This is a genomic window from Marinobacter lipolyticus SM19 (assembly GCF_000397065.2).
Lineage (GTDB): Bacteria > Pseudomonadota > Gammaproteobacteria > Pseudomonadales > Oleiphilaceae > Marinobacter > Marinobacter lipolyticus.
Map to the genome: position 1 here is coordinate 141,214 of NZ_KE007327.1, position 26,483 is coordinate 167,696.

Consider the following 26,483-nt stretch of genomic DNA (forward strand, 5'->3'; position numbering starts at 1 on the left):
AAATGATCGCCATTGTGTGGTTCGTTGAGGCGAGGGTCCAACCAGCCGAAGCTGCCGGACTGCGACAAGGTTGTCCATGTTGGCTGATCGAGCTGATCGGATTGGGTAGCCTCGTTTTCTGGAAGCTTTGGTGCGTTAGGCAGGTCTTTCCAGCTGGGGCTTGCAACATTCACCTCAACTGCATCGCGGCTAAACCGCAGAAACTTCTCGCCCTCTGTCCCCAGCACCGTCACGCTATCGTCACCCTGGTAACGAAGTAGGATGGCGGGCCGCGGTGCGTCCAGTATCAAAGCTCTGAGACCCTGGATGTCCGGCTGGCTGGTAATGCTGGCCTTGACGAATCCCTCGGGAACTTCGTCGACCTCTGGTGCTCCGTGTGCTCCTGCCAGCCCGGAGGCTGACAGGAGGAGCATTCCGGACATAATCAGGGCAGTCATGGCTGGTAATGTTTGTTCGCTTTTCATCCACTAACTCCCTGAGGTCAGATTTACAGATTCGCGAGCGTTGACTCGATGATTCCATCCTCAGTGGTGGTTGTGGTTTCCGAGTCATCGGCGGGAGCCATGCATTCAAGGCCCTCATTGACGACTGTGATCGGAGCCGATTCCGACGGAACGCGTCCTTCTTCTGTGTCCTTACTGACGAAAAGCATGTACTCGCCAGCAGGCACCACATTGTGATTGTCCGGCATGGTCAGAGTCACTTTGTTTCCTGGCTTATGCTCGAGTACCAGCTCGATTGCACGCTGGTCGCTGTCGACCAGGTGGGTCATGACCGTGCGCCGAATCAACAGTGCTTTGTCGATCTCATCAGCCTGGTCGACGGTGACGTTGAAGCGGTCGCCAATCGTCAGATTGCGCGGTGCGCTCTTGATAACCGGGCGATCATTGCGCATGGCATAAGGTGGCGTGTAGATCTCGAAGCTCGGATCCCGGCCGTCATAAGGCGCCAGCCCGAAGTCCTGGAGGTCTACGAATGTCAGGTACGCGGTGTTGATGGGCGAGTGCCCGGCAATCATCACCCGGCCGTCCTGCATCAACACGGCAGTGTTGTGATAGGTGCGGGCACGATTACCCATGGCCATCTCGGTCCAGGTGCTGGTTTCCGGATCGAACCGCTCGGCGGTGCGGATAGGGCCTTCCAGACCCGGGGCTGCGACACCGTCGCGGTCACCGCCACTGAAGACCATCACGCTGCCGTCTGGCATAAGGACATTGGTTCCGTACCAGCGGGGCTGGTTCAGGGGGCCGGTCAGGCGCGACTCATAGTCAATCTGGTCACCGTTGGTGGAGATCAGGTCGATGCGACTCTGGTCGGTAGGCACGTAGCCACCCGGATTGGTTAACAGAGCGTAGCTCGGCACACCACCGGCGGTCAGCAGCTCAACGTCCGTGTAAGTACCGTCGGCATTGGGTTTCAGCGGCAGCATGGTGGATGAGGTGGAACCACGCATGCCGCCAGCAATGGCCATTTTCAGATCTTCCTCGGTAACGTCAAGATCGGCACCGCTTTCCAGCAAATCCGCAGGCGATTCAAGGACGCCGTCAAGCAGGGACGAGGCCTGATCCAGAGAGGCATTCGTGATGTTCAGGGTACTGCTAAGCTCGGCAAGGCCCGCTTCGTCCAGCCGCAGGGGCAGGCCGGCATATCCGATATCGGTCCAGCTCTGGGTTTCGGGATTGAAGCTGGCTGCGATGTTCCACAGCGCCTGGTCGTAACCCTGACCGAACGGATTGAACGCCTGGCCACCGGCATTGTAGAACACGTGGCCGTTGGGCAGCAGGTGCATCCTCGGGTACAGCGGCAGAGAACGATCGGCGGTAGACGGGTTTTGTGTCCAGGTGCCGGCGCACGGGTTGTAGGTTTCTGTCTGTACCACGTTGCGACCGCTGTTGAGAGGGTCCTCCGGGTACACCGGCTTGATCAGCTTCGTGACACCACTGGCGACAAACAGCTCACCACTGCCCATGGTAACGACCGAGGGGTACCAGCGACCGTAGGTCATGTCGCCGCTTTGGCTCCAGGTGTTGGTCTCTTCGTCAAAAATCCGTGAATTCTTGATGCCCTCGAGCTCAACCAGGCCAGCCTCGGTGTAATAGTCTGTGCCGCCTACGGCCATGACATTGCCATTGGCTAGGCCGATAACGTCTGAGCAGAACAGCGCACCGTCGTTTTTGCTGGTGTCGTCGGCATCAGAAAGGGCACCGTCCAGCAGAGTTTCGCTGTCGTTGCCGTCGGGGTTGGCGCCGGCATCCAGCGGGGAGGGCTTGAGCCAGGACGGGGAGTCGTTCTTGTCGAGTGACAGGACACGAGACTGGTCGTTGACGGACACCTGGCCAAATTCTTTGACGATGGAGAGTTCCACGTTCTCGGTGCCTTCCAGGGCATTCAGGTAAAGCAGACGGCCGTCCTTGAGCAGTGCCATGGTGCCGGCGGCTGGCTTGCACTCGTCCGTGCCGTCTGCACGGGGAAGGCATTTTTCGTCGGTTTCGACCGCCTCACCCTCGACCGTGATGGTTGGCTCAGCGAAGGGGGCACTGAAGCGACCTCTTGGATCGTAGCCTTCCTGAAGGGTTGGTTCGCTCGACTCTACAGTGGTGTCATCTGATGATCCGTCCAGCAGTCCGCCGAGAAGGCCTGCGTTGACTGTGGCCGATCCAGCGGTGAGCAACAGCAAGGAGCCGGTCGCAGTCAGAAAACGGTTGGGTAATCGGGACATTGTGTTCTCCTGATCTTGTTATTGTGCAAAAGGGGCCAATTTTGGTCCCTCTCGGGGTACGGATCAGGTTTCAATTAAGATTCATCAAATGTAAAAAAAGGTGAAATTTAATGTTCCAGGTCGCCGAGCAGGGCGCTCAGGGTGGCTTTGCCTTTTTTCTGGTTTGCCTCGACATCCAGATCGCCCAGGCCTTCCCATTTCAGGTCTTCGTCCGGTAATTCATCAAGGAAACGGCTGGGAATGGTTTCGATCTTCTCCCCGTACTGTTTGCGCTGGGCAGCGTAGGTGAGAGTCAGGGTCTCCCGCGCGCGGGTGATGCCTACGTACATCAGCCGTCGCTCCTCCTCAATGTTGCCTTCTTCAATGCTGGCGCGGTGAGGCAGGATTTCCTCCTCCAGTCCCATGATAAACACGTGGGGAAATTCCAGACCCTTTGAAGCGTGCAGGGTGAGCAGCTGGACCTTGTCGCTGTCGTCTTCTTCTTCCCGCTGTTCCATCATGTCCCGGAGAATCAGCTTGCTGATAGCATCTTCGATGCCGAGCTCATCGGCGGTGCCCTTGCCGTCATCGAGCATGCGCTGGATTGACTCCACCAGGTACCAGATGTTCTGCATGCGGCGTTCCGCCTGTTTGGGCGTGCCGGAATGCTGGTGCAACCATTCCTCGTATTCGATGTCGGTAAACAGCTGTTTAATCACCGGTATCGGATCTTCCCGGTGCAGGCGCTCGCAGATGTAGTCGACCCAGTGGGCGAAGCGTCGCAACCGGTCCAGGCCCTTCTCGGTAACGTGGGTTTCCGCCCCCATATCACCGAGCGCCTTGAAGAGACTGACGTTGCGGGCCCGGGCGTAGTGGCTGAGCTGTTCGAGCGTCCGCGGCCCGATTTCCCGGCGCGGCACGTTCACCACTCGCAGGAACGCCGCATCGTCATCCGGATTGATCAGCAACCGCAGGTAGGACATGGCGTCCTTGATCTCGTTTTTCGAGAAGAACGACTGACCACCGGAAATGCGATAGGGAATTTGATAGGCCTGTAGCTTCATTTCCAGCAATCGTGACTGGTGATTGCCGCGATAGAGAACGGCGAAGTCCTTGAAGGCAAGGCCCTTTTTCAGCTTCTGGTCGAGGATCTCGGTGGCCACGCGGTCGGCTTCCGCATCCTCGCTGCGACAGCGGACGATGCGGATTTCTTCACCGATGGTATGATCGCTCCAAAGGGCTTTTTCGAATGCGTGGGGGTTATTGGCGATCACTGTGTTGGCACTGCGCAGAATTCGCCCGGTGGAGCGATAGTTTTGCTCCAGCTTGACGATCTTCAGGCTGGGGAAGTCTTCCTTGAGCTGCGCCAGGTTCTCCGGCCGTGCGCCACGCCAAGCGTAGATAGACTGATCGTCATCCCCGACGACCGTAAAGGCAGCCCGCTGGGCGACCAGCAGCTTGACCAGTTCGTACTGGCACACGTTGGTGTCCTGATACTCGTCCACCAGCATGTAGCGAATCTTGCGTCGCCATTTCTCCAGTACGTCCGGGTGGGTGCGGAACAATTGCACTGGCAGCAGAATCAGGTCATCAAAATCAACGGCGTTGTAGGCCTTGAGGTACTCGTTGTAACGCTTGTAGATAAGGGCAATGCGTTGCTCGCGCTCATCCGCGGCCTTGCTCCAGGCTTCTTCCGGTCCGCGCAGGGCGTTTTTCCAGGAAGAAATGGTCATCTGGATGTCGGAGAGTTCATCGCCGGCGTCGGCGCTGTCGTCCCGCATCATCAGGTCCTGTAACAATGCCTTGGCATCCTCGGCGTCAAAGATTGAAAAGCCGGGGTGGTAGCCCAGGTGCGGGTGTTCCTCCCGGATCATGTTCAGGCCGAGATTGTGGAAAGTGGACACGATCAGCCCGCGGGTCTGTTTTCGGTCTACAATGCGCCCCACCCGCTCTTTCATCTCCCGGGCGGCCTTGTTGGTAAAGGTAACGGCGGCAATGTGTCGTCCAGGAATACCTTTCTGTTCAATCAGGTAGGCTATTTTGCGAGTGATAACGCTGGTTTTGCCGCTGCCCGCACCGGCCAGAACCAGCAGGGGGCCTTCGGCATAGCGCACCGCTTCATGTTGTCGGGGGTTGAGTTTGTTCATCCGCGCATTCTACACCAGCAAGAGTTGCTGTACCTTGACGATCTATCGGCTATTCTAGGTAGGACGGATGTGGTTCATCATGGAAATCGGGCGCCCTTAATGACACTGCCAATGGAAACAATGAGTTCCGGCCAGGTTCGCTTGCTGGTATTGACGCCGGAATACACGGATTTTCTGTGGCTGGAGTCACTGCTAGGCTGCGATCGCGAGCTGTTACCAGACATGGTCTGGTGTCCGGACCTGATCGACTGTGATGACCTGATTCGCAACACGCATTTTGATGTCATTCTCTGGGATTGCGTGTTCCATGGGGATTCCGAAGTCTCATTTCTGCAGTATCTCAACGCCGCCAGTAATGACAAATCCATACTGGCACTCAGTGCGGATCCCAGTGCCGAGCGCGCTTCCGAGTTAGTGGCCAGTGGCGCTGCTGATTACCTGTGCCGCCAGACGTTGGATGCCTGGAGCCTGGCGCGGGCGGTGAAATGCCTGTGGTATCGGGAGCAACTGACGGAATCCGCCCATGGCCATTTCGGCCGTGAAGTGGCCAGCGGTGTGATCAACCGGGATCTGTTTTTTGATCGGCTCCAGCAGGCCCTGTTGCGGGCTGAACGGGGTGGCCATCGATTGGCCCTGTTACATCTCAATCTGGATGATTTTCGCAGTTTCAACGAATCATTCGGGTACCAGAAAAGTGACTTGCTGGTGATGAAACTGGCAGAACGGTTACGTCACAGTCTCCGTCGCGTGGACTCGCTGATGCGCATTGGCGGTGATGAATTGGCTGTCATCGTCGAGAAAGTGGAAGATTCTCTCGACATTACCCAAATTATTCGAAAGGTGGTCAATGCCCTGGGTGATCCGGTCACGGTGGATGGCCAGAATGTGGTGGTCAGTGCCAGCCTGGGTGTGGCGACCTATCCGGAAGCGGGAGACACTCCGGAGAACCTGATGCGCCGGGCCAACCGGGCGATGTTTGAAGCCAAGCGCGATCCGGGTACCAGTTACCGCTTTTACGACCGGCAACTGCATATCACGGCCGGCCACCAGTTGCGGCTGGAGGCGGATTTACGCAATGCGCTCAGGGGCAAGGAGCTTGAGCTTTACTATCAGCCACGTATTGATCTGGCGACCGAAGAGGTGCGTGGCGTGGAGTGCCTCTTGCGTTGGAATCACCCTGAACGTGGACTGGTGTCGCCGGAGGAATTTATTCCTGTGGCCGAGCGCAGCGGGCTGATCGTGCCGATCGGTTATTGGGTGATCGAGCAGGCCTGCAAGCGCCTTCAGGAATCGGCGGAGCTGGGCTTCCCGGGGCTGGTATTTGCAGTCAATCTGTCGTTCCGTCAGTTTCACGATCGCAAGATGACAGAAACCATCTTTCGCATTATTTTCAATGCCAACATTGATACCAGCCTGCTGGAGCTGGAGCTGACGGAAAGCGCGATGATGCACGATCCCGAGTATGCCCAGCGCTGTCTGCGTGAGCTCAATCAACTGGGCATCAGCTTTGCGCTCGACGATTTTGGCACCGGTTTCTCGTCCCTCAGCAATCTACAGCACCTGCCCATCTCTCTGGTCAAGATCGACAAGTCCTTCGTGCAGGAGCTGGGGCATTCCGCAGACGCCGAGCACATTATCCGCGCTATCATCAGTCTTGCCCATAGTCTTCAGATCAGCGTGGTGGCAGAAGGGGTGGAGACCGAGGGGCAACTGGAATTCTTGCGCCAACAACATTGCGATGAGATTCAGGGCTACTACTACGCCCATCCCATGCCCTGGCAGGATCTTGTGCATTTCCTGACCAACCGTGGCCAGGCCGCTTGCCTGCAGCGATAAGCCGCTGTACCTTTGCGCTTTGATCCAGAAAGCATCACAGAGGTTGCATGAACAGTATCTCCAGGCGAATCGCCGAAGAGCTCGGCGTACGCGAGCAACAGGTAAATGCCACCGTCGCCCTGTTGGATGAGGGTGCCACCGTTCCATTTATTGCCCGCTACCGGAAAGAGATCACCGGCTCGCTGGACGACAGCCAGCTGCGTAATCTGGAAGAACGCCTGCGTTATCTGCGCGAGCTGGAAGACCGCCGATCCACGATCCTGAACAGTATCGAAGAGCAGGGCAAGCTGACTGACGAGTTGCGCGCCAGTATCAGCGAGGCGGACACCAAGAATCGCCTGGAAGACCTGTACCTTCCCTACAAGCCCAAGCGCCGCACCAAGGCTCAGATCGCCAAAGAAGCCGGCCTCGAGCCGCTGGCGGATGCCCTCTATGACGATCCGAACCTGGACCCGGAAACAACCGCGGGCGCTTACGTCAACGCTGAAGCCGGTGTGGCGGATACCAAGGCGGCCCTGGACGGCGCCCGTTATATCCTGATGGAGCGTTTCGCCGAGGATGCCGAACTGCTGGGCGCCCTGAGGAATTTTATCTGGCAGGACGGCCAGCTCAAGGTCACGGTGATCGAAGGCAAGGAAAACGAGGGCGCCAAATTTCGTGACTACTTTGATCATGTCGAGCCCCTGAAAAAAGTGCCGTCCCACCGGGCTCTGGCGATTCTGCGGGGGCGCAACGAGGGAATCCTGGGGTACTCCATTGTAGTGGGTGACGTTGCGGATGACCGCCGTCAGCCACATCCGGCGGAACAGCGCATTGCCGCTCGCTGGAACATCCGTGATAACGGTCGCGCCGCCGACAAGTGGTTATCGGACGTGGTGCGCTGGACCTGGCGGGTGAAGTTGTCGACCCAGATTGAGACGGACCTGATGGCTCAGGTGCGGGAAGCGGCCGAGACTGAAGCCATCAACGTGTTTGCCAACAACCTCAAGGATTTGTTGCTGCTGGCGCCGGCCGGGCCGCGCCCAACGCTGGGTCTGGATCCGGGGCTTCGAACTGGCGTCAAGGTAGCGGTCATCGATGGTACCAGCCAGGTAGTCGGTCATGGTGCGATTTTCCCTCACGCCCCCAAGAACCAGTGGGAGCGTTCTATCGAACAGCTGGCAGCCTGGTGTCGTGAATACAAGATCGAGCTGATTGCGATTGGCAACGGCACTGCCTCCCGGGAAACCGAGAAACTGGTGGCGGATCTGTGCAAGAAATACCCCGAGCTGAAGCTGGCCAGAATTGTGGTGAGCGAATCCGGAGCATCCATATACTCGGCGTCCGAGTTTGCCTCGAAAGAGTTGCCGGATCTGGACGTGACCATTCGTGGCGCTGTTTCGATCGCACGTCGCCTTCAGGACCCGCTGGCGGAATTGGTCAAGATCGAGCCCAAATCCATCGGTGTCGGGCAATACCAGCACGACGTTTCTCAGGTACAGTTGGCTCGCAGTCTGGATGCGGTGGTGGAGGACTGTGTAAACGGCGTGGGGGTGGATCTGAATACGGCGTCCGTTCCGCTGCTGGCACGGGTCTCTGGCCTGAACCAGAGCATTGCCCAGAATATCGTTGATTTCCGCAATCAGAACGGCGTCTTCCGCAACCGCAAGCAGTTGCTGAAAGTCTCCCGTCTTGGCGATCGTACTTTTGAGCAGGCTGCGGGCTTCCTGAGAATTGCCAGCGGTGAGAATCCCCTGGACCGGTCGTCAGTGCACCCGGAAGCCTATGGTGTGGTGGAAGCCATCGCTGCGAAAAACAACCGAAAGGTCGAGAATATCATCGGCGATTCGGCGTTCCTGAGGTCACTGAACCCGCAGGATTATGTTACCGAACAGTTTGGTCTGCCGACGATTAAGGATATTATTTCCGAACTGGAAAAGCCCGGTCGCGATCCCCGCCCGGAATTTCGTTTTGCCAGTTTTGAGGACGGAGTGGAAACCCTGGGCGATCTCAAGCCGGGCATGGTGTTGGAAGGCTCCGTCACGAACGTCACCAATTTCGGGGCGTTTGTGGATATCGGTGTGCATCAGGACGGTCTGGTACATATTTCTGCGCTGTCCAACACTTTTATAAAAGACCCTCGTGAGGTGGTGAAAGCGGGGGACATCGTCAAGGTCAAAGTGATGGATGTGGACATCCCCCGCAAGCGGATTGCCCTGTCCATGCGTATGGACGACCAGCCTGGTGAGAAGGCTGACAATAAGGCCGGCGGCTCGGCGGGCCGGGGCCGGAGTGAGAGCCGCTCTGGTGGTCGCGACGGGCGCGCCCAAAGTGGGCAGCAACCGCAACAGGGTGCCATGGCCGGCGCGCTGGCCCAGGCGCTGGCCTCGGCTCGGAAAGGCGGTCGTTAACCGGCGCGCCGATACCCATTCCACAGGCGGGTACCGCTCACGAGGCTGGTACCCGCTTTAGCAGGAGTCATTCATGGCTGAATCCCGCCATCACATCTTCCATCAATTTGCAGCCAGCGATTGGGGCGGTTTCCTGAAAGGGGTGGAAAAAGAAGGTCTGCGGGTTGACCGCAACGGCTTTATTGCTCATACCCCGCACCCTCGTGCCCTGGGGTCAGCGTTGACCCACCCAAGGATTACCACCGACTATTCTGAAGCCTTGCTAGAGCTGATTACCCCGGTGTGTAACAGCACTGGCAGCCTGCTGTCGTCATTGCGGGATGTGCACCGGTTTGTGCAGAAGCACCTGGGGGATGAGGTGTTCTGGGCAGCGAGCATGCCCTGCGAACTGGATGGTGATGCCAGTATTCCCATTGCGGAATACGGTACGTCCAATATTGGTCGCCTCAAGCATGTCTATCGCCAGGGGCTGGCCGTGCGTTATGGCCGGATGATGCAAAGCATCGCCGGCGCTCACTACAATCTGTCACTGCCGGACGGATTCTGGTCGTTGTGGCAGCAGGCGCTGGGGAACCAGCAGAGCCTGAAGGATTTCAAATCAGATCAGTATTTCTGGTTGATCCGGAACTTCCGTCGCCGCAGCTGGTTGCTGATGCTGCTGTTCGGGGCATCGCCCGCACTTGATGCGAGCTTTGTCGCGGGAGTAAAGCATGGCCTTGCCCGATTTAATGACAATACCTGGTACGGGCCGGACGCCACGTCGCTAAGGATGGGAGACCTGGGTTATCACAATAACGCCCAGTCGTCCCTGAATATCTGCTTTAACGAACTGAGCACCTACACCCGGACGCTGGATCGGGCGATACATACCCCGTGGCCGGCCTACGAAGCCATTGGCACCCGCCGTGGCGACGAGTTTATCCAGATCAACACCAGCGTGCTCCAGATCGAGAACGAGTATTACAGCGCAGTGCGCCCAAAACGCACCACCGAGCGCGAGGAAAAACCGATACAGGCACTGGAGGCCCGGGGGGTGGAGTACATCGAGGTGCGCTGCCTGGATCTGGATCCGTTCTCTGCGGTGGGTGTCACGGAAAGCCAGATCGATTTCCTCGACCTGTTCCTGCTGGACTGCCTGTTGTCTGACAGTCCCCGCATTGACGATAGCGAATGCGAGCGGCTTGATGACAATTACAAGGACGTGGTGGCCAACGGTCGCAACGTTGAACTCGCATTGTGCCGTGGCGGGCGAAAGACTCCGGTAGGTGAGGCTGCCGACAGCCTGTTGTCGGAGCTGGAGCCACTGGCGGAACGACTCGACAGCTGGATCGGTGGTGACGCTTATCGCCGTGCGCTCCAGGCGCAGCGTGACAAACTGACGTCGCCGGGTCTGGTTCCCTCTGCGCGGGTAACAGCGGCCATGTCGCAAGCCGGTCTCGGCCATCGGGAGTGGGTGCTGGACATGTCCCGTCAGCATCAGCAGACTCTCCGTGAAGAGCCATACGCCGCGACCTCGCTGGCGGAATTCGAGCGTATGAGTGCGGAATCCCTGGACGAGCAGGCGAGAATGGAGGCGGCGGATACCCTGCCTTTTGCCGAGTTCCTGGATGAATACCTGCGCTCCTGATGTGAGATACGGGGAGCCTGGTTCGCGCCGGAATTGGACCTGTCGCACAAAAACTGAACAAATATATGTCGGGTTCTGGCGCCTGCTGTTAAATTTATACGGCAGTCAGGCATCAGGGAGAGCCGGCATGACCAGAGAGTCCAAACTGGGTTGGGATGTTCAATCGCTGAACAAAGCGTACCGCCACGGTTATATGGCGGCGTCAATGGGCATGGAGCTTAACCGCTGCCCCTATCGGAGTGAGGTGGTTATAGCTGCCTGGGAGGCTGGCTGGGAGGATGCCAGCGTGGCGGCTCGCGAGTCGGAAGCCGCCAGTGATGACCTGTTGTCCTGGATTGCCTGAGCCATTCGTCCCGGCTGCCCGTTCATTTCTGTACGACAAATTCCGTAAACAGCACGCCGGTAATGGTTTCGCCGGTCTGCTGTTCGGCCAGCACCGCATTGATCCGTCGCTTGGCCTCCTCCCTCAGCGCGGCCTGCCCGTCACCGGTTGCCAGCTGGTCAGCGTCGGTCTGTTCCCCGAACAACATCACCAGTTCGTGCCTGAGCCTGGGCATATGAGCCTCCACGGCCGGGCGGGTGGTCTCTTTCGACGCTCGAATAGTCACCGAGGCTTTCAGGTAGGTGAGTTTATCGCCAGGTTTACCCACGTGGGTGACAAACGACGGGTCCATTTCGATGTAGTCGGTGATGGTGGCTTCCTGAGCGGCCTCCGTTTCCTCTTCTTCCTCCTGTGCGACCGCGGCGGCAGGAATAACGGGTAACAGGCACAGCAGGATCAGAAAAAAACGTTTTAGTTGAAGTGTCATAGGCTTGAAGTTCGCTATGGTTTAGGGTTTAGTGACGAAGCATTGGCGATACCCGCCTGATTTTCGCAGAATAACAGGCCCGGTGGCCTCTTGCAGCATTCGCTGCACCCCGGCCAGCTCTGGTTGGGTGTAAAGAGCCTGAATGTCATCTCCGAGGTGTACTTTTGACTTCCAGACTGGTGTTTTCAGTAATTTTTGTGGTGTGCGCCGCGCTGCTGGGCGTGGCTTTTTACATGGAACATGTCATGGGGCTCGAGCCTTGCCCGTTGTGCTGGCTCCAGCGTTTCGGGTTTATGGGCGCCGGGCTGGTGAGTCTGCTGGCGGTATTGCATAACCCGCAAGGTATCGGTGTTCGCCTGTATGGCCTGCTGCTGGCAATCACCGCAGGCTCAGGACTGACGGTGTCCGGGCGACAGCTGTGGCTGCAGAGCCTGCCGGAGGACCAGGTGCCGGCGTGTGGGCCATCCGTGGACTACATGCTGGAGGTCCTTCCCCTGTCCGAGGTGCTGACCACGGCTTTCCGGGGTACCGGCGATTGTGCAGAAGTCGTCTGGCGATTCCTCGGTTTGAGCATTCCGGGATGGACGTCGGTGTTCTTCTTGCTGTTGGTGATTGCCGGACTCGTGATGCTGTTTGGTACTGGCAAAAGGTCTGAGTGGGGTGGAGACTGAAACGGTTGCGGCCTGCTATGGGCATGGGGTACCTTGAGTCTCGACATAACAAAAAATCGAAATCGACACCGGGTATGTCAGGTAACTGGAGAAAGGCGTCATGTTGGAAAATTGCCGTAATGCCAGGGAGCGTTGGGGTGGCGTAAGCGAGCTGATTGATCGCTGGCTGAAGGAGCGCCAGGAGTTATTGGTGCAGTACTGTGAGTTGTCCGGAGAAAACGACTTTTCCCAGACGGAAGCTCTGCGTGAAAAGTTTGTCCGGCTCTGCGAGGTGTTGGTGGACTATGTGTCCGCCGGTCATTTTGAAATCTATGAGCAGCTTATTCAGGAAGCCAGGGAATTCAATGACGGTGGGCTGGAGCTGGCTGCCAAGTTATATCCGCGGATTGCACAGACCACTGAGACGGCGCTGAACTTCAATGACCGCCTGGATGGCAAAACGCTCAGCGAGAGTGATGTCCGGAGATTGTTCGATCAGCTGTCCGAACTGGGAGAGATTCTGGAAAGCCGGTTCGAGATGGAAGATTACCTGATTGAGCATCTGCATAATGTTCACGCAGACGAGGTCATGTCCTCGGCCTGAGGCTCTCAGGGAAGCGGGATAGACCAGCAGCCTCTGTGGAGGCTGCCGTCTGTATCCATAGAGCGAGGCCGGTTTACTCCGGGTTTACCTCGATCAGCTCCACATCAAACACCAGAGTTTCGTTCGGCCCGATGCTGTGGTTTCCACCTGGCCCATAGGCAAGCTCTGAAGGAATGTACAGCTTCGCACGGCTGCCTTCGTTCATCAGCTGTAGGCCCTCGGTCCAGCCGGGAATGACCTGGTTGAGACCAAAGGTGACCGGCTCGCCACGCTCACGAGAGCTGTCAAAAACCTCTCCGGACAGCAGTTCACCGGTATAGTGAACTTTTACCCGGTCGCTTTCTCCGGGCTTGTCGCCATCACCTTCTTCCAGGATTTCGTACTGCAGGCCGGAGTCCGTGGTTTCAACGCCTTCCCTTTCAGCATTCTCAGCGAGAAACGCTTCACCGGCTTCACTGTTCTTCTGGGCCAGCTCTTCCTGCTGTTCATTTTGCCGCTCCTGGAGTTGCTGCTGATAGGCCATCAGCGCTTCCTGGATTTCTTCACGGCTCATCCGGCTCACTTCTTCGTCACCTTCATGGCCATGCTCAATCCCCTGGAGGAATTGTTCCATCTGCAGGTCCGGAAGGTCGTTCTTCATGCGCTCACCGAGCACCAGTCCCATGCCATAACTGACCTTCTGGTCGGTGGTGTCCAGGCTCGGGTCTTTTTCCGATTCGGTTTGCGTGGAGCAACCGGCGACGATGCCGGTCACTGCCAGTGCGAGCAGCATTTTCTTCATTGCAGAGTCCTATGTTGTGGGTGGGGTGCTTTGGAGCACCCCGTATTGTGTTTCTCTGAAATTGGGAAAGGTAACGGGTTCTGTAGTCAGATGCCACTGAACATGTGTTAAGAAAGTGGCCAGAAACTCAGCTGCCATGATTGGTGGTTGAGGACGGTGCCAGGGAGAAAGGTGCACTGTAGGGGGATTGCCAGTCGGTTTCCGGGTCTTGCTCTGTCGAGCGCGGTTCGTCACCATTATTTTGTCGTTCAATGGCCAGGGCATTCCACGGGCCATCCTCGGGGGGCTGGTCCGCATAGTGCCAGCTACCATCGCTGTCCTGCCATTTGAAGACAATGTCAGGGCCTTCAACAGGGATTGGGGATGGCACCAGCCCTTCAAAAGCCGGAATTTCCGTGCCGGTCTCTTCTTCAGGGGTACTCTCGACGGCTTCGGGTTTTGGCTCGTTGAGCCCAAAAAACATGAGGACGAGCAGAACGCCGAGTGCCGGGAATGCGAGACGGATGAGCCATTTCATCATCATTCCCCTCGTGCTCCGGCAGCAAAGGCCATCAAGCCCGGGATGAGGGCGTCTAGCAATAGTCCGGTTTCCATATCCATAACCGTCTCCGGAGCCGCCGCTTGAAGGTTGATGTGGGCCAGTTGTTCGGGTTCATACATGCCGGCGCTCTCTCGTTGGGTGTTGACAAGGCATTGATAGGTCAAAGCCAGTTCAATCCTCTCTGCTTCCAGTTCGTTTGTCGCGATGCTGGTGCGCAAGCTCTCTGTCACCGGGTTATCCCGGGGAATAAATTGCCGGGCTGAGCGCAGCGGCTCGGTTACATGGCTGCGCCACTCTGTTACCGTATCGCACTCATGGCCACTGTATTTCTGGCCCGTAATGGTAAGCCAGCAGGCACTCAAAATCTGTGTAACGTTCCACCCTTTGCCTTGCAACGCCAGACAGGTCGACTCAATGCCCGGATATTTCCAGAATGCCAAGGCAAAACGCCAAAGCGGGCTATCCGGTTCCATTTCTGATGGCAGCTGTTCCCGGTCGTCCTGCATTTTGGCCCTGTGGCTTCCTTGTAAAGCTTACCCTGATAAAATGACAACATGCTAACGATAACGGATCTCAGTTTACAACGGGGCGGCGTCTGGTTGCTAGACACCGTCAGCCTCACCATTCAGCCTGGCCAGCGGGTTGCCATCGTCGGTGCCAACGGCGCTGGCAAATCCAGTCTGTTCCAGCTTTTGCTGGGGCAACTTTCCCCCGAACAGGGCAGTGTGTCACTCCCTGGAGGGTGCCGCATTGCCCATATGGCCCAGGAGGTCGCGGCATCCGGGCGAAGTGCCCGTGACTTCGTGCTGGATGGTGACCACGACCTGCGCCGGATGGAACGGGAGCTTGCCGAGGCAGAACACAATGAGGATGACCATGCCCAGGCCCGCATCCACGGCGAGCTTGATGTGCATGAAGCCTGGTCCGCACCGCGCCGGGCCGAGACGCTGTTGCGGGGGTTGGGTTTCTCCGACGCTGATACCGAACGGCCAGTGTCGGCCTTTTCCGGTGGCTGGCGAATTCGTCTGAACCTGGCACAGGCGCTGATGAGGCCGTCCGACCTGTTGCTGCTGGACGAACCCACCAACCACCTGGACCTGGATGCGTGCCTATGGCTTGAGAACTGGCTACGCCGATACAGCGGGACATTGCTGTTCATCTCCCATGACCGCGATTTCATGGATCGGGTTGCGACTCATGTGGTTCATTTTGACCGGCGTAAACTGGAACTCTATACGGGTAATTACTCAGCATTCGAAGGGCAGCGCAGTGAGCGCCTGGCGCAACAGCAGGCCGGCTTTGAGCGCCAGCAGGCTCGGATTGCCGAGATTCAACGTTTTATCGACCGGTTTAAAGCCCAGGCCACCAAGGCGCGTCAGGCCCAGAGTCGGGTCAAGGCGCTTGAGCGCATGGAGAAAATTGCTCCGGCGCATGTGGATTCACCGTTCAGCTTCGAGTTTCCGGTAGCGGATAAGGTGTCCAGTCCGTTGCTGTCGATTCGTCATGGTGCTGCCGGCTACGGAGATACGGTGATTCTGAACGGTATTCATCTGTCGTTGCTGCCCGGAAGTCGGATCGGTTTGCTCGGTCCAAACGGTGCCGGTAAATCGACCCTGATGGATGCGCTGCGGGGGCAGGCCACCCTGCTGGCGGGTGAGCGTACCGCCGGTGAAAACCTGTCTGTTGGTTATTTTGCCCAGCACCAGTTGGAATCTCTGGACCTGAATGCGAGTCCCTTCCTGCATCTCCAGCGGTTGTCACCAAAAGCGTCCGAGCAGAGTATCCGTAACTTTCTTGGTGGTTTTGACTTCCATGGGGACGAAGCGTTGAGCGCGATTCGTTCTTTTTCTGGGGGCGAGAAGGCTCGTGTCGCCCTGGCGGTGATCGCGTGGCAGAAGCCAAACCTGTTGCTGTTGGATGAGCCCACCAACCATCTGGATCTGGAAATGCGTCAGGCGCTGACCATGGCGTTGCAGAATTTTTCTGGTGCGATTGTGGTGGTGTCTCACGACCGCCACTTGCTGCGAAACACCGTGGATGAGTTCTGGCTGGTGAATGATGGCCGGGTGGCGGAATATGACGGCGATCTGGAAGACTATGAGCGCTGGCTGGCGGACCGTCGTAAGGATGAGTCCGAGCCGCCCAGACGGGAATCACAACAGGGTGGGTCTGCGGCACCGGTAAGTGAGGGCAGAGGGAGTGTCGCTGGAGCTGGAGTGGCTGGAGAGAATGCGGAGGATCGCAAGGCGCGGAAGCGAGCCGAGGCCGCGATTCGGCAGAAGCTGAGCCCGTACCGCAAGCAGCAATCCGTGCTGGAAAAAGAAATGGAACAACTTCACCAGAAACTCACGACTCTGGAGGGCGAGCTGTCGGCGCCGGGCCTGTATCAGGACGGTGGCAAACAGCAATTGAAAGAGCTGTTGGCACAACAGGCACAGTTCAAGGGGCGCCTGGAAGATGTGGAAGCCCAGTGGCTGGAGATCAGTGAAACCGTAGAGAGCCTGGAGGCGGAACTGGTTGCCTAGGCGTCGGAAACCAGTTCCAGCTTGAACCCCTGCTTCGCCAGGTAGTCCCGTTCATTTTCCAGGTCGGCCAAGGTGAGCGGGCGCTCCCTGAACCAGTCGTCGGGAAACTCGATCGTCATTCGGTTTTCGCCGGCATGGAGTTGAAAAGCCGGTGGCGCTTCCATGTTCCTGGGATGCTGGAGCAAGACCCCGAGACGCACAAGTACACAGAGATAACGCAGTCGCGGAATATCCTCGGGGTCGAGGCCTTCGAAAATGGCGCTGGAGAACTTTCGACGATGGCCCCTGACCAGAGTGGCCAGATCCCGCTGGAATTGCTGGCTGAAACCGGGCAGGTCAGAGTAACGCAACAGGTAGGCGCCATGTTTGTGGTACTGGCTGTGGGAGATGGTCAGGCCAATCTCATGCAGGCGGCAGGCCCACCGCAGCACCTCTTCGTCCGGTGCATTGCGGATTGACCAGGCGTCCGCGACCTGATCCCAGGCTGCAATGGTGGTATCTTCCACGGCACGGCCATGGGCCTGGTCCACGTGGTAGCGCTCCTGCAGCGCGGCAATCGTTCGTTCGCGCACGTCTTCATGCTGGATTCGACCGACGATGTCGTAGAGCAACCCTTCCCGGAGGGCGCCCTCGGCAAATGTCATCTCCTCGATCTTCAGCGACTGGAACGCCCCCATCAGGATCGCGAAGCCGGCGGGGAAAATACTCTGGCGGTCGCTTCTAACCCCCAGTTCGGCGAGCTTCTCAACTTTTCCCATGTCAATCAGGCGCTGACGTAACTCGTACATGGCTTCCAGGGTAAGGGTGCCATTGGTGATCTTCAGGGCTGCCAGTACGCTGGCAATGGCCTTGATCGAACCGGAAGAACCGACGGAACTCTGCCAGCCCACATTGCGAAAATGCTGGCGAATGTTCAGCAGCTCCTGTTCCGCATGGGTGACGGCATTGTCCATCTGGCGCCGGGTAATCCTGCCGTCCGAAAAGTAACGGTTGCGGAAGGAGACACAGCCCATGTGCAGGCTTTCGAGTTCCTGGGGTTCAAACCGCTCGCCAATAATAAACTCGGTGCTGCCACCGCCAATATCAATCACCAGCCGCCGGCCGACGTCGTCAGAAAGGGTATGGGACACCCCAAGATATATGAGACGGGCCTCTTCACGCCCAGCAATGATTTCCACCGGATAGCCCAAAACCTCTTCCGCGCGGGCCATGAACTGGTGGGCATTACGGGCGACCCGGAGGGCATTGGTGCCGACAATCTGTACTGCCTCGGGGGGCATGCCCCGAAGACGCTGGGCAAATCGGCCCAGACAGGCCAGGGCGCGTTGCTGGGCGTCCTCGGTCAACCGATTGCGCTCATCAAGGCCAGCGCCGAGCTGAACCTTCTCGCCCATTTTCTCCAGGGTACGTATTTCACCGTGGACCAGCCGGGCGACCACCATATGGAAACTGTTGGAGCCCATGTCGATCGCCGCGAGTAACTCGGGCGACGTGGCATTGGATTCGGCAGAGGGAGTAGCCGTCACGTGTGAAGATGTCCTCTAGGCGTTACCGGTGCGGGTACTATAAGCGAATTCCGGCGAACCTGTCAGTAAGGGACGCCATCGGATTTTTGTCATCGTCAGTATAGCGGGAAACCGAGAGACGGGCAGAACCGCTTCACAGACAGCTGATCAATCGCGTAAAGTATGCCGTATCAATATGAGGGTGAACGGCTGCTTTTTGAACAGAACGCAGCCTTCAGCAACGTTCAACAGCACCGATCGCCGCGGCATGGGCCGTACTGGTACCAAGTGGTAGCCACCTGGTATCGAGAGTGAGAAGTGCCTGAATCAGGAAATGGTAATGAGCGGAAATATCGTAAACGTAACTGACGCATCTTTTGAGCAGGACGTACTGCAGTCTGACGTACCTGTGCTGGTGGATTACTGGGCAGAGTGGTGCGGTCCCTGCAAGATGATCGCCCCGGTACTGGAAGAGATTGCCGATGAGTACGACGGCAAGCTGAAAATCTGCAAGCTGAACATCGACGAAAACGAACAGACTCCGCCCAAATTCAACATCCGCGGTATTCCCACCCTGATGCTGTTCAAGAACGGCAACGTGGACGCCACCAAAGTGGGTGCACTGTCCAAGTCCCAGCTGGCGGCCTTCCTGGACAGCAACCTCTGATTGCTGACCGGACGCCCGAAGCCGCCCCTGAACCAGCGTTCACGGGCGGTTTTTTATGGTCATGAAACAACAGACTGACCACCAACACATCGCCGGCCTGCTCCTGGCCGGAGGCGAAGGCCGCCGCCTCGGAGGCCGCGACAAAGGCATGGTCCCCTGGAACGGCCGCCCCATGGCCGCCTGGGTATACGACGTCTTGTCGTCCGTGACCAGCCCCGTCCTGATCAGCGCTAACCGCTCCCAGGAAGACTACCGGCAGCTTGCCCCGGACCAGGTCTTCGAAGATGACGACTCCATTCGTGGCCAGGGCCCTCTGGCAGGCCTGCTAACCGGCCTTAAACAGGCCGCAGCCATAGACGCTGATGCCGTACTGGTCTGCCCCTGTGACACCCCGGAAATCACCCCTGAGGTGCTGTCCTGTCTGGTGGATGCCTGGCGGAAAGCTCCGAAACATCCCGTCATCGCCGAATGCGAGGGCAGGGCGCACCCGCTGCACGGCGTTTATCCGGTATCGCTGGCACCGTTACTGGAAAAGCAGTTACAGGAAGGCAACCGCAGAGTGATGGTCTTTGCCGAGATGGCTGGAGCGATTGAAGTGAAATGTGACGATGCGGCCCAGGCGTTCAAGAACAGAAACCGCCCGGAAGACTTAACGGATACCTAAAGGAACTTCGCAGGCAACTGAAAACTAGGTCGGCAGGTCAGGCTCCCCTCCCGAAAATGTGCGGAGCCATGGATGGCGGAGCCCAAGCGTACAGGGACGTATTCAAAGCGTTTTTCGGGAGGGGAGCCTGACCTGCTGACCGATCGGCCATGCACCAAAGCCCCGGCGGCAATGCTCCAGAGCTACCAACCGGGAAACTACAACTCCCATCCCTGACTGCGGGCCAGATCAGCGTCCTTCTGTTCAACCCAATGCTCTCCGGACTCCGTTATCTCCTTCTTCCAGAACGGCGCCGACGTCTTCAAGGCATCCATAATGAACGCACAGGCCGCAAAGGCATCTCCGCGGTGGGCACTGCATACCCCCACAAACACAATTTGATCACACAGCGCCAGCTCACCGACCCGATGAAGCACCCGCGCCTTGCGCACATCCCAGCGCTCGGCCGCCTGCTCAATCAGATCCTCGATGACCCGCTCCGTCATCCCCGGGTAATGTTCCAGAAACAGACCCGTTACGCCCTGCAGATCGCCACTGTCCCGCACCAGACCGGTAAACGTCGCGATCGCGCCCGTGCCGGCATCGCTACCCCGTAGCGCCCGGTATTCCGTGGCGACGTCGAAATCCTCCTGTTGCACAGAGACGGAATAGTCCATGTCAGCCTCCTGTCACTGGCGGGAAGAAAGCCACCTCATCCCCCGCCTTGAGCCGCGTTTCGGGCCTGGCCATGACCTGGTTGACGGCAATCATCACCGGTTGACCTTCATCCAGTTGCGCCCACGGGCCTCCTTTTGCCGCCAGATCAGACAGCACCTGACCGGCGGTGATGTCGGGGCGTACCGGCAGTGTGAGGCTATCGGTCGCCAACTCTTCTCGCAGGCGGGCAAAGAAATGAACGGTCAGGGTGTTTTCGTTCCCCATGGTTACCCCAGAAGTTCGGCAAAGGAATAATAGGTAATTATATCACCGGGGGTGATGGTTGTATGTTCCGGCACCACCGCCAGTCCGTCGGCCCAGCAGGCGGAACTCAGCATCCCGGAACTCTGGTTCGGGTAAGCCGCTACCGACATCTGCTGCCCGTTAAGTTCCTTTCGCGCCCGGACAAATTCCTTGCGAATGGATGCCGAATCCACACTGAAAGCCGCTGGCAGCGGTTCCCCGTAAACACGGTAGTCCGTGACGCCCTGGCGTTTGCGGATGTATGGAATGCCCACCACCAAAAACGTGACCAGCACCGCTGCCGGATTGCCCGGCAGGCCCAAAACCGGTGTGCCATCGATGGAACCGAACGCCAGTGGTTTGCCCGGCTTGATCGCCATGCGCCACAGAGACAGCTCGCCTGACTCTTCCAGTACTGCCCGCACGTGATCCTCTTCCCCCACTGAAACGCCACCACTGGTGATCACAAGATCCGCCTCATTGGCCGCGCGCTTCAGGGTTGTCTGAGTGACTTCCCTGGTGTCTCGAAGCGTTTCACACAACACCACGTCACAGCCGATTTCGGCCAGCAAGCCGAGTAGGGTAAACCGGTTGGTGTTGTAGATCTGACCGGGCTGAAGGGCGGTCCCCGGTTCCACCAGTTCATCGCCCGTGCTCAGGATGGCCACTTTCAACCGGGGAATCACTGGCACCCGGGCAATGCCCATGGAAGCCAGCAGCCCCATTTCCTGAGGGCGTATGCGGATGCCCCTGGCCAGTGCCAGGTCATCCTGGCGCAAGTCCTGGCCACGGCGGCGGATGTTCTGACCGTCGCTGACATCGGCGCCGATGACGACGCCGGCATCGGTCGCCTCGACACGCTCCTGCATGACCACCGCATTCGCGCCAGTCGGAATCTCCGAGCCAGTAAAGATGCGAACCGCCGTTCCGGGCTCAATCGCCATCGGGGCCTGCCCTGCAGGCACCCGGGCTGACACCGGCAAGGGTTGATTGGCAACCAGGTCCTGAGTTCTCAGGGCGTAACCATCCACCGCGCTGTTGTCCGCAGGCGGCACATCGGCGGGCACGTGATGATTCTCTGCCAGCACTCTGCCAAGGCTGTCGGCCAGCGGTACGGTTTCCGATCCGGTCAGTGCCTTTGCCTGTGCCAGAATGTGCGAGATCGCTTCTTCAACCGCCGTCAGGTATTGGCCCGCCATGGTTATCGTTGCCCCCGGGTGCCGATTTTTTCATGCAGCCGATGATGGGGGCGGTCCGGTTTGCGAAGCGCCAGAGCCGAGAAGTTGCACGGGCCGTGACGACTGTCCAGTTGCGTGTTCAGGATGCCGTTCCAGCCGGTGCGACACGCACCGGTTGATCCGGGCAGGCAGAAAATCACGGTATGGTTTGCCAGGCCCCCAAAAGCGCGGGACTGTATGGTGGATGTGCCGATTTCCGAAGCCGATAACCGACGGAACTCCTCGCCAAAGCCTTCGATGGTTTTGTCCAGCAGCGGTGCGACCGCTTCCGGAGTGCTGTCGCGCTCATGGAAACCGGTGCCACCTGTGATAATAATGGCGTGAATGTCCGGATCGGCTATCCAGCCAGACATCAGCGCGCGAACCAGATACACATCGTCCGGGAGGATACGGCGAGCGATCAACCGGTGACCAGCCTCCACAACGCTGTCCTCAAGAAACTGGCCGGATGTGTCCTCGTCGGCCCCACGGGTATCGGATACCGTCAGGATGGCGATGTTCAGGGGTTTGAGTTCGCTGGTTTTCTCGCTGCTCATGGGGTTGCTCCGCAGTTTAAATCACTGATTATGGTCAGTATCCCTGTAGCCGAAGAGGAATGGAAGGGGAGTATTCCTTCAGAGGGAGGAGGATAATCAAGGTGGTATTTTGTTTTGCTGTGCATGGCAATTGGTGTTAATTTGCTCAGCATCACTTGACATTCAATGGTCAGGTGGCCGATTATCCGTGTTGCCCGGCGAACGGTTGTTCTTCCTGTCTCTGGCTTCAGTACTTTTCCGGCTTTCATCTTTACCGGTTGCTCCATCTGGCCAGCACCAAGTTCAACTAGCACCCGACCAACTCGTTCAGGGGCATTCCTGTCATTCCAATATTCGTTTACTTCCATTCCGAAAATCTAACAACCTATGAACCTTACTGAACTCAAGCAGAAGTCCGTGCCCGAATTGCTCGATATTGCGCAAGAGATGGGCCTTGATAACCTGGCCCGTTCGCGCAAACAGGATGTCATCTTTACGATCCTGAAGAAGCATGCCAAAAGCGGCGAAGACATCTACGGTGATGGCGTACTGGAAATTCTGCAGGATGGTTTCGGCTTCCTCCGTTCCGCTGATGCCTCATACCTTGCCGGACCCGACGATATCTACGTATCGCCGAGCCAGATTCGCCGTTTCAACCTGCGAACCGGTGATACGGTTGCCGGCAAGATCCGCCCGCCCAAAGACGGCGAGCGTTACTTTGCCCTGCTGAAAGTTAACGAGATTAACTTCGACAAGCCGGACAACGCCCGCAACAAGATCCTGTTCGAGAACCTGACGCCGCTCTTCCCGGACGAGCGCCTCATGCTCGAAGCCGGTAACGGCAGCACCGAGGATCTCTCCTCCCGGGTTCTGGATCTGGTGGCGCCGATCGGCAAGGGCCAGCGTGGCCTGATTGTCTCCCCGCCCAAGGCGGGTAAGACGCTGCTGATGCAAAGCATCGCCCAGTCCATCACCCGCAACAACCCGGAGTGCCATGTCATGGTACTGCTCATCGATGAGCGCCCGGAGGAAGTGACGGAAATGCAGCGTACCGTCCGCGGTGAGGTCATCGCTTCCACCTTTGATGAGCCGCCGGCCCGTCACGTACAGGTGGCCGAGATGGTGATCGAGAAGGCCAAGCGCCTGGTCGAGCACAAGAAGGACGTGGTGATCCTGCTGGACTCCATCACCCGTCTGGCCCGTGCCTACAACACTGTGATCCCGTCCTCCGGCAAGGTTCTGACCGGTGGTGTCGATGCCCACGCCCTGGAGAAGCCCAAGCGTTTCTTCGGTGCGGCCCGTAACGTGGAAGAGGGCGGCAGCCTGACCATCCTTGCCACGGCACTGGTGAACACCGGCTCCAAGATGGACGAGGTGATCTACGAGGAGTTCAAGGGCACCGGCAACATGGAGATCCACCTGGATCGCAAGATTGCCGAGAAGCGTACCTATCCGGCGATCAACATCCGCAGTTCCGGCACCCGCCGTGAGGATCTGTTGATGTCCGAGGCAGATATCCAGCGTATCTGGATCCTGCGTAAGCTGCTGCACTCGATGGACGACGATACGGCTGCCATCGAGTTCCTGCTGGACAAGCTGAAGGACACCAAGACCAATGACGAGTTCTTCCAGTCCATGAAGCGTCGTTGATTACGGTCTTAAGGCTCACACCATTGCCCGGTGTAGTCCTTTAAGCTTGAGGGATGAGGTGTGGGACAGGCGGGGCCAAAACGGGGAAACGTGGTTTCCCTGAATGTTTTGGCCCCGCCTGTCCCACACCTCGTTCCGGCCTCCGAATAATAGTCCGCCAGGGGCTTACCTCCGTAGTATCAGAAGCGCGAACGGAGCACCGAATGAAATACAACGATCTTAGAGATTTTATCGGTCAGCTGGAAAAGCTGGGCGAACTAAAACGCATCAGCGTTGAAGTTGATCCCCATCTGGAAATGACCGAAATCTGCGATCGCACCCTGCGGGCGGGCGGTCCGGCGTTGTTGTTCGAAAACCCGAAAGGTTACGACATGCCGGTGTTGGCCAATCTGTTTGGCACGCCGAAACGGGTGGCGTTGGGTATGGGGCAGGACGATGTCACCGCGTTGCGGGAGATTGGCAAGCTTCTGGCTTTTTTGAAGGAGCCGGATCCCCCCAAAGGGTTCAAGGACGCCATTGAGAAACTACCGTTGTTCCGGCAGGTCATGCGGATGAGTCCGAAGGTGTTGCGTTCCGCGCCCTGTCAGGACGTGGTGATCGAGAAGGATCAGGTGGACCTGTACCAGATTCCGGTTCAGCACTGCTGGCCCGGGGATGCCGGTCCGCTGGTGACCTGGCCGTTGGTGATCACCCGTGGCCCTCATAAGGAACGCCAGAATCTGGGGATTTACCGTCAACAGGTGATTGGTCGTAACCGGCTGATTATGCGTTGGCTCAGTCATCGCGGTGGTGCGCTGGATTTCCAGGAGTTCCAGAAAGCCAACCCGGGCCAGCCCTATCCGGTGGCGGTTGCCCTGGGTGCCGATCCGGCCACTATCCTGGGGGCTGTGACCCCGGTGCCGGATAGTCTGTCCGAATACGCCTTTGCGGGCCTGTTGCGGGGCAGCCGGACCGAGCTGGTTCAGTGTGGCCTCAGTGATCTGCAGGTGCCGGCCAGTGCCGAGATTGTGCTGGAAGGGTTTATTTATCCGGACGACATGGCACCGGAAGGGCCGTTCGGGGATCACACCGGCTATTACAACGAAGTGGACCAGTTCCCGGTGTTTACCGTGGAGCGAATCACCCATCGCAAAGGCCCGATCTATCACAGCACCTACACTGGCCGTCCGCCCGATGAGCCGGCGATTCTCGGTGTTGCGTTGAATGAAGTGTTTATCCCGATATTGCAGAAGCAGTTTCCGGAGATTGTGGACTTCTATTTGCCGCCGGAAGGCTGTTCCTACCGCCTTGCAGTGGTGACCATGAAGAAACAGTACCCTGGCCATGCTAAACGGGTGATGATGGGGGTATGGTCATTTTTGCGGCAGTTCATGTACACCAAATTCGTGATTGTTACCGACGACGATGTAAATGCCCGTGACTGGAAGGATGTTATCTGGGCGATGACCACCCGTATGGATCCGGCCCGTGACACCACGATGGTAGAGAGCACGCCGATTGATTACCTGGACTTCGCCTCGCCGGTGTCAGGCCTCGGCTCGAAAATGGGTATGGACGCGACGAATAAATGGCCCGGTGAAACCGATCGGGAGTGGGGTACACCAATCACCATGACCGACGAAGTCAAACAACGGGTGGATGATCTTTGGGACAGTCTGGGGATTGAAACTTCGCCTGATCGCCCCGAGTGATAGGAACAACGATGTGTATCGGGTTGTCCTGAAACCGTCCGGATTGATCTATTCGGTCGGTCCGGAAACAGACTTGCTTGATGCCGCAGCCGATGCGGGCATTGCCGTGCCCGCCGCCTGCCGCAATGGGGTGTGTGAAATCTGCGAAGCCCGGCTACTGGCCGGCAGCGCGCTGAACACCCGCAACCAACAGACGATTACGGTCAACGAGCGACTGATGATGTGCCGAACCCTCGCGCTCGGGGACCTGGAACTGGAGATCAACGCCGTTATGGCAGCAGGAACCAATCAGCCTCGCAAATACCAGGCAAAGGTGGTGGACGTTCGCTCCATCAGCCACGACGTCTACCGGGTCGAGCTTCAGCTGCCTCGTCGTCGGGACCTGTCGTTTCATGCCGGTCAGTACCTGTCCGTGAATCTGCCGAATGCCGAGCCCTGCTACTTCTCCATCGCCAGCAGCCCATCGGAATCGAACATTGAGCTGCATATCCAGGCCTCGCCGGACTGGGTATCGGCGCAGAAGGTGATTGAAGCGCTGACTTCGGGTAACGACGTCACGGTGGAGCTTCCCCACGGCAAGGCCTGCCTGGCCGCGGCTCCGGAAAAACCGTTGCTGCTGGTGGCGGCCGGTACCGGGTTTGCCCAGATGAAGAGCCTGGTGGACTACCTCAGGACAACCTCCTATGGACAGCCAGTCAGGCTTTACTGGGGCGTGCGCCGCCATGAGGATATGTACCTGCGAAGTCTGGCCCAGAAATGGGAGCAGGAGTGGCCGCCGCTTACATTTCTGCCCGTCGTGGGTGATGACGAGGATAACGACTGGGCTGGCCATCACGATCAGCTGGTGCGAGCAGTCCTGGCTTCCGGCGTGGACTGGAAGAATGTGGAAGTGCATGCCAGCGGGTCACCGACGATGGTGTATACGCTGATGGATGCATTGATTGAAGCTGGCTTGCCGGAAGCGGCGTTTTTCTCCGACGTTCTGGAGTACGCGCCGAGGGCCTGA

25 protein-coding genes are annotated in these 26,483 nt (G+C 58.1%); 12 read left to right on the forward strand and 13 right to left on the reverse strand.

Going from position 1 to position 26,483, the window contains the following annotated elements; genetic code table 11:
• The 3 genes from MARLIPOL_RS18685 to rep all read right to left on the reverse strand — a co-directional run.
• The coding region (locus MARLIPOL_RS18685) for a hypothetical protein (protein WP_012139168.1) at positions 1-464 on the reverse strand (464 nt) is incomplete at its 3' end.
• 23 nt (positions 465-487) lie between these two features.
• Positions 488-2,719, reverse strand: coding sequence for a galactose oxidase early set domain-containing protein (locus MARLIPOL_RS15250; protein ID WP_012139170.1), 2,232 nt, complete (start codon positions 2,717-2,719; stop codon positions 488-490).
• A 107-nt stretch (positions 2,720-2,826) separates the two neighbouring features.
• Entirely contained in the window at positions 2,827-4,845 is a 2,019-nt protein-coding gene (gene rep / locus MARLIPOL_RS15255) for a DNA helicase Rep (protein WP_012139172.1), read from the reverse strand.
• Between the two features lie 99 nt (positions 4,846-4,944).
• Here rep and MARLIPOL_RS15260 point away from each other — a divergent pair, with 99 nt between their 5' ends.
• The 4 genes from MARLIPOL_RS15260 (at position 4,945) to rmf (ending at position 11,041) form a co-directional block, all read left to right on the forward strand.
• The gene (locus MARLIPOL_RS15260; protein WP_012139174.1) at positions 4,945-6,681 is read left to right on the forward strand and encodes a putative bifunctional diguanylate cyclase/phosphodiesterase; all 1,737 of its coding nucleotides are present in this window, start codon (positions 4,945-4,947) and stop codon (positions 6,679-6,681) included.
• A 47-nt stretch (positions 6,682-6,728) separates the two neighbouring features.
• Positions 6,729-9,071, forward strand: coding sequence for a Tex family protein (locus MARLIPOL_RS15265; protein WP_012139176.1), 2,343 nt, complete (start codon positions 6,729-6,731; stop codon positions 9,069-9,071).
• A 73-nt stretch (positions 9,072-9,144) separates the two neighbouring features.
• Positions 9,145-10,698, forward strand: a complete 1,554-nt coding sequence (gene gshA / locus MARLIPOL_RS15270) for a glutamate--cysteine ligase (RefSeq protein WP_012139177.1) — start codon at positions 9,145-9,147, stop codon at positions 10,696-10,698.
• Between the two features lie 127 nt (positions 10,699-10,825).
• Positions 10,826-11,041, forward strand: coding sequence for a ribosome modulation factor (gene rmf, locus MARLIPOL_RS15275; RefSeq protein ID WP_012139179.1), 216 nt, complete (start codon positions 10,826-10,828; stop codon positions 11,039-11,041).
• A 22-nt stretch (positions 11,042-11,063) separates the two neighbouring features.
• Here the strand turns inward: rmf and MARLIPOL_RS15280 are convergent, their stop codons facing one another.
• Entirely contained in the window at positions 11,064-11,507 is a 444-nt protein-coding gene (locus tag MARLIPOL_RS15280; protein ID WP_012139180.1) for a flagellar basal body-associated FliL family protein, read from the reverse strand.
• A 164-nt stretch (positions 11,508-11,671) separates the two neighbouring features.
• On the opposite strand from MARLIPOL_RS15280, the gene MARLIPOL_RS15285 reads away from it, so the two are divergent.
• Positions 11,672-12,178: a disulfide bond formation protein B gene (locus MARLIPOL_RS15285; RefSeq protein ID WP_012139181.1), complete on the forward strand. Its 507-nt coding sequence runs from the start codon at positions 11,672-11,674 to the stop codon at positions 12,176-12,178.
• A 100-nt stretch (positions 12,179-12,278) separates the two neighbouring features.
• Complete coding sequence (locus MARLIPOL_RS15290; RefSeq protein WP_012139182.1) at positions 12,279-12,761, forward strand: Rsd/AlgQ family anti-sigma factor; 483 nt, start codon at positions 12,279-12,281, stop codon at positions 12,759-12,761.
• Positions 12,762-12,834: 73 nt separating this feature from the next.
• Here the strand turns inward: MARLIPOL_RS15290 and MARLIPOL_RS15295 are convergent, their stop codons facing one another.
• The 3 genes from MARLIPOL_RS15295 to MARLIPOL_RS15305 form a co-directional block, all read right to left on the reverse strand.
• Positions 12,835-13,542: an FKBP-type peptidyl-prolyl cis-trans isomerase gene (locus tag MARLIPOL_RS15295; RefSeq protein WP_012139183.1), complete on the reverse strand. Its 708-nt coding sequence runs from the start codon at positions 13,540-13,542 to the stop codon at positions 12,835-12,837.
• Between the two features lie 127 nt (positions 13,543-13,669).
• The gene (locus MARLIPOL_RS15300) at positions 13,670-14,065 is read right to left on the reverse strand and encodes a DUF4124 domain-containing protein (protein WP_012139185.1); all 396 of its coding nucleotides are present in this window, start codon (positions 14,063-14,065) and stop codon (positions 13,670-13,672) included.
• Positions 14,062-14,589 carry a TIGR02444 family protein gene (locus tag MARLIPOL_RS15305; protein WP_012139186.1) on the reverse strand — a complete coding sequence of 176 codons (528 nt, stop codon included), beginning with the start codon at positions 14,587-14,589 and terminating at the stop codon, positions 14,062-14,064. Before MARLIPOL_RS15305 ends, MARLIPOL_RS15300 begins: the two co-directional genes overlap by 4 nt.
• A 48-nt stretch (positions 14,590-14,637) precedes the next feature.
• Between MARLIPOL_RS15305 and MARLIPOL_RS15310 the strand changes: the two genes are divergently transcribed.
• Positions 14,638-16,608 (forward strand): ATP-binding cassette domain-containing protein, encoded by a 1,971-nt coding sequence (locus MARLIPOL_RS15310; protein ID WP_051123163.1) that lies wholly within the window; start codon positions 14,638-14,640, stop codon positions 16,606-16,608.
• Here MARLIPOL_RS15310 and ppx read toward each other — a convergent pair.
• Positions 16,605-18,134, reverse strand: a complete 1,530-nt coding sequence (gene ppx / locus MARLIPOL_RS15315; RefSeq protein ID WP_036191995.1) for an exopolyphosphatase — start codon at positions 18,132-18,134, stop codon at positions 16,605-16,607. The two genes, MARLIPOL_RS15310 and ppx, sit on opposite strands and share 4 nt — an antisense overlap.
• A 319-nt stretch (positions 18,135-18,453) precedes the next feature.
• On the opposite strand from ppx, the gene trxA reads away from it, so the two are divergent.
• Both trxA and mobA read left to right on the forward strand, forming a co-directional pair.
• Entirely contained in the window at positions 18,454-18,780 is a 327-nt protein-coding gene (trxA, locus tag MARLIPOL_RS15320; RefSeq protein WP_012139190.1) for a thioredoxin TrxA, read from the forward strand.
• A 61-nt stretch (positions 18,781-18,841) separates the two neighbouring features.
• Positions 18,842-19,444 (forward strand): molybdenum cofactor guanylyltransferase MobA, encoded by a 603-nt coding sequence (gene mobA / locus MARLIPOL_RS15325; protein WP_036192090.1) that lies wholly within the window; start codon positions 18,842-18,844, stop codon positions 19,442-19,444.
• 197 nt (positions 19,445-19,641) lie between these two features.
• Here the strand turns inward: mobA and MARLIPOL_RS15330 are convergent, their stop codons facing one another.
• From MARLIPOL_RS15330 to MARLIPOL_RS18585, 5 genes are read right to left on the reverse strand one after another with little or no spacing between them, the layout of a single operon-like run.
• Positions 19,642-20,100 carry a molybdenum cofactor biosynthesis protein MoaE gene (locus MARLIPOL_RS15330; RefSeq protein WP_012139194.1) on the reverse strand — a complete coding sequence of 153 codons (459 nt, stop codon included), beginning with the start codon at positions 20,098-20,100 and terminating at the stop codon, positions 19,642-19,644.
• A 1-nt stretch (position 20,101) separates the two neighbouring features.
• Positions 20,102-20,365: a molybdopterin converting factor subunit 1 gene (gene moaD / locus MARLIPOL_RS15335; RefSeq protein WP_012139195.1), complete on the reverse strand. Its 264-nt coding sequence runs from the start codon at positions 20,363-20,365 to the stop codon at positions 20,102-20,104.
• 2 nt (positions 20,366-20,367) lie between these two features.
• Positions 20,368-21,582: a molybdopterin molybdotransferase MoeA gene (locus MARLIPOL_RS15340; RefSeq protein ID WP_012139196.1), complete on the reverse strand. Its 1,215-nt coding sequence runs from the start codon at positions 21,580-21,582 to the stop codon at positions 20,368-20,370.
• 2 nt (positions 21,583-21,584) lie between these two features.
• On the reverse strand, positions 21,585-22,157 hold the full coding sequence (gene moaB, locus MARLIPOL_RS15345) for a molybdenum cofactor biosynthesis protein B (protein ID WP_012139197.1): 573 nt from the start codon (positions 22,155-22,157) through the stop codon (positions 21,585-21,587).
• Complete coding sequence (locus tag MARLIPOL_RS18585; RefSeq protein ID WP_145768799.1) at positions 22,154-22,504, reverse strand: hypothetical protein; 351 nt, start codon at positions 22,502-22,504, stop codon at positions 22,154-22,156. The genes moaB and MARLIPOL_RS18585 overlap by 4 nt, the downstream gene beginning before the upstream one ends.
• Before the next feature lie 19 nt (positions 22,505-22,523).
• Here MARLIPOL_RS18585 and rho point away from each other — a divergent pair, with 19 nt between their 5' ends.
• The 3 genes from rho (at position 22,524) to MARLIPOL_RS15360 (ending at position 26,483) form a co-directional block, all read left to right on the forward strand.
• Positions 22,524-23,786, forward strand: a complete 1,263-nt coding sequence (rho, locus tag MARLIPOL_RS15350) for a transcription termination factor Rho (RefSeq protein ID WP_012139198.1) — start codon at positions 22,524-22,526, stop codon at positions 23,784-23,786.
• A 203-nt stretch (positions 23,787-23,989) separates the two neighbouring features.
• Positions 23,990-25,477 (forward strand): 4-hydroxy-3-polyprenylbenzoate decarboxylase, encoded by a 1,488-nt coding sequence (gene ubiD / locus MARLIPOL_RS15355; RefSeq protein WP_012139199.1) that lies wholly within the window; start codon positions 23,990-23,992, stop codon positions 25,475-25,477.
• Positions 25,449-26,483, forward strand: a complete 1,035-nt coding sequence (locus tag MARLIPOL_RS15360) for a 2Fe-2S iron-sulfur cluster-binding protein (protein ID WP_407638098.1) — start codon at positions 25,449-25,451, stop codon at positions 26,481-26,483. Before ubiD ends, MARLIPOL_RS15360 begins: the two co-directional genes overlap by 29 nt.

Excerpts from the sequence above, each read along its gene's own strand:
- moaD (WP_012139195.1), bottom strand. The coding sequence starts at position 20,365 with ATGGGGAACGAAAACACCCTGACCGTTCATTTCTTTGCCCGCCTGCGA.
- MARLIPOL_RS15280 (WP_012139180.1), bottom strand. The coding sequence starts at position 11,507 with ATGACACTTCAACTAAAACGTTTTTTTCTGATCCTGCTGTGCCTGTTA.
- ubiD (WP_012139199.1), top strand. The coding sequence starts at position 23,990 with ATGAAATACAACGATCTTAGAGATTTTATCGGTCAGCTGGAAAAGCTG.
- mobA (WP_036192090.1), top strand. The coding sequence starts at position 18,842 with ATGAAACAACAGACTGACCACCAACACATCGCCGGCCTGCTCCTGGCC.
- rho (WP_012139198.1), top strand. The coding sequence starts at position 22,524 with ATGAACCTTACTGAACTCAAGCAGAAGTCCGTGCCCGAATTGCTCGAT.
- MARLIPOL_RS15330 (WP_012139194.1), bottom strand. The coding sequence starts at position 20,100 with ATGGACTATTCCGTCTCTGTGCAACAGGAGGATTTCGACGTCGCCACG.
- rep (WP_012139172.1), bottom strand. The coding sequence starts at position 4,845 with ATGAACAAACTCAACCCCCGACAACATGAAGCGGTGCGCTATGCCGAA.
- gshA (WP_012139177.1), top strand. The coding sequence starts at position 9,145 with ATGGCTGAATCCCGCCATCACATCTTCCATCAATTTGCAGCCAGCGAT.
- moaB (WP_012139197.1), bottom strand. The coding sequence starts at position 22,157 with ATGAGCAGCGAGAAAACCAGCGAACTCAAACCCCTGAACATCGCCATC.
- MARLIPOL_RS15310 (WP_051123163.1), top strand. The coding sequence starts at position 14,638 with ATGCTAACGATAACGGATCTCAGTTTACAACGGGGCGGCGTCTGGTTG.
- MARLIPOL_RS15300 (WP_012139185.1), bottom strand. The coding sequence starts at position 14,065 with ATGATGATGAAATGGCTCATCCGTCTCGCATTCCCGGCACTCGGCGTT.
- trxA (WP_012139190.1), top strand. The coding sequence starts at position 18,454 with ATGAGCGGAAATATCGTAAACGTAACTGACGCATCTTTTGAGCAGGAC.
- MARLIPOL_RS15305 (WP_012139186.1), bottom strand. The coding sequence starts at position 14,589 with ATGCAGGACGACCGGGAACAGCTGCCATCAGAAATGGAACCGGATAGC.
- rmf (WP_012139179.1), top strand. The coding sequence starts at position 10,826 with ATGACCAGAGAGTCCAAACTGGGTTGGGATGTTCAATCGCTGAACAAA.
- MARLIPOL_RS15295 (WP_012139183.1), bottom strand. The coding sequence starts at position 13,542 with ATGAAGAAAATGCTGCTCGCACTGGCAGTGACCGGCATCGTCGCCGGT.
- MARLIPOL_RS18585 (WP_145768799.1), bottom strand. The coding sequence starts at position 22,504 with ATGGAAGTAAACGAATATTGGAATGACAGGAATGCCCCTGAACGAGTT.
- MARLIPOL_RS15260 (WP_012139174.1), top strand. The coding sequence starts at position 4,945 with ATGACACTGCCAATGGAAACAATGAGTTCCGGCCAGGTTCGCTTGCTG.
- MARLIPOL_RS15340 (WP_012139196.1), bottom strand. The coding sequence starts at position 21,582 with ATGGCGGGCCAATACCTGACGGCGGTTGAAGAAGCGATCTCGCACATT.
- MARLIPOL_RS15250 (WP_012139170.1), bottom strand. The coding sequence starts at position 2,719 with ATGTCCCGATTACCCAACCGTTTTCTGACTGCGACCGGCTCCTTGCTG.
- MARLIPOL_RS15265 (WP_012139176.1), top strand. The coding sequence starts at position 6,729 with ATGAACAGTATCTCCAGGCGAATCGCCGAAGAGCTCGGCGTACGCGAG.
- MARLIPOL_RS15290 (WP_012139182.1), top strand. The coding sequence starts at position 12,279 with ATGTTGGAAAATTGCCGTAATGCCAGGGAGCGTTGGGGTGGCGTAAGC.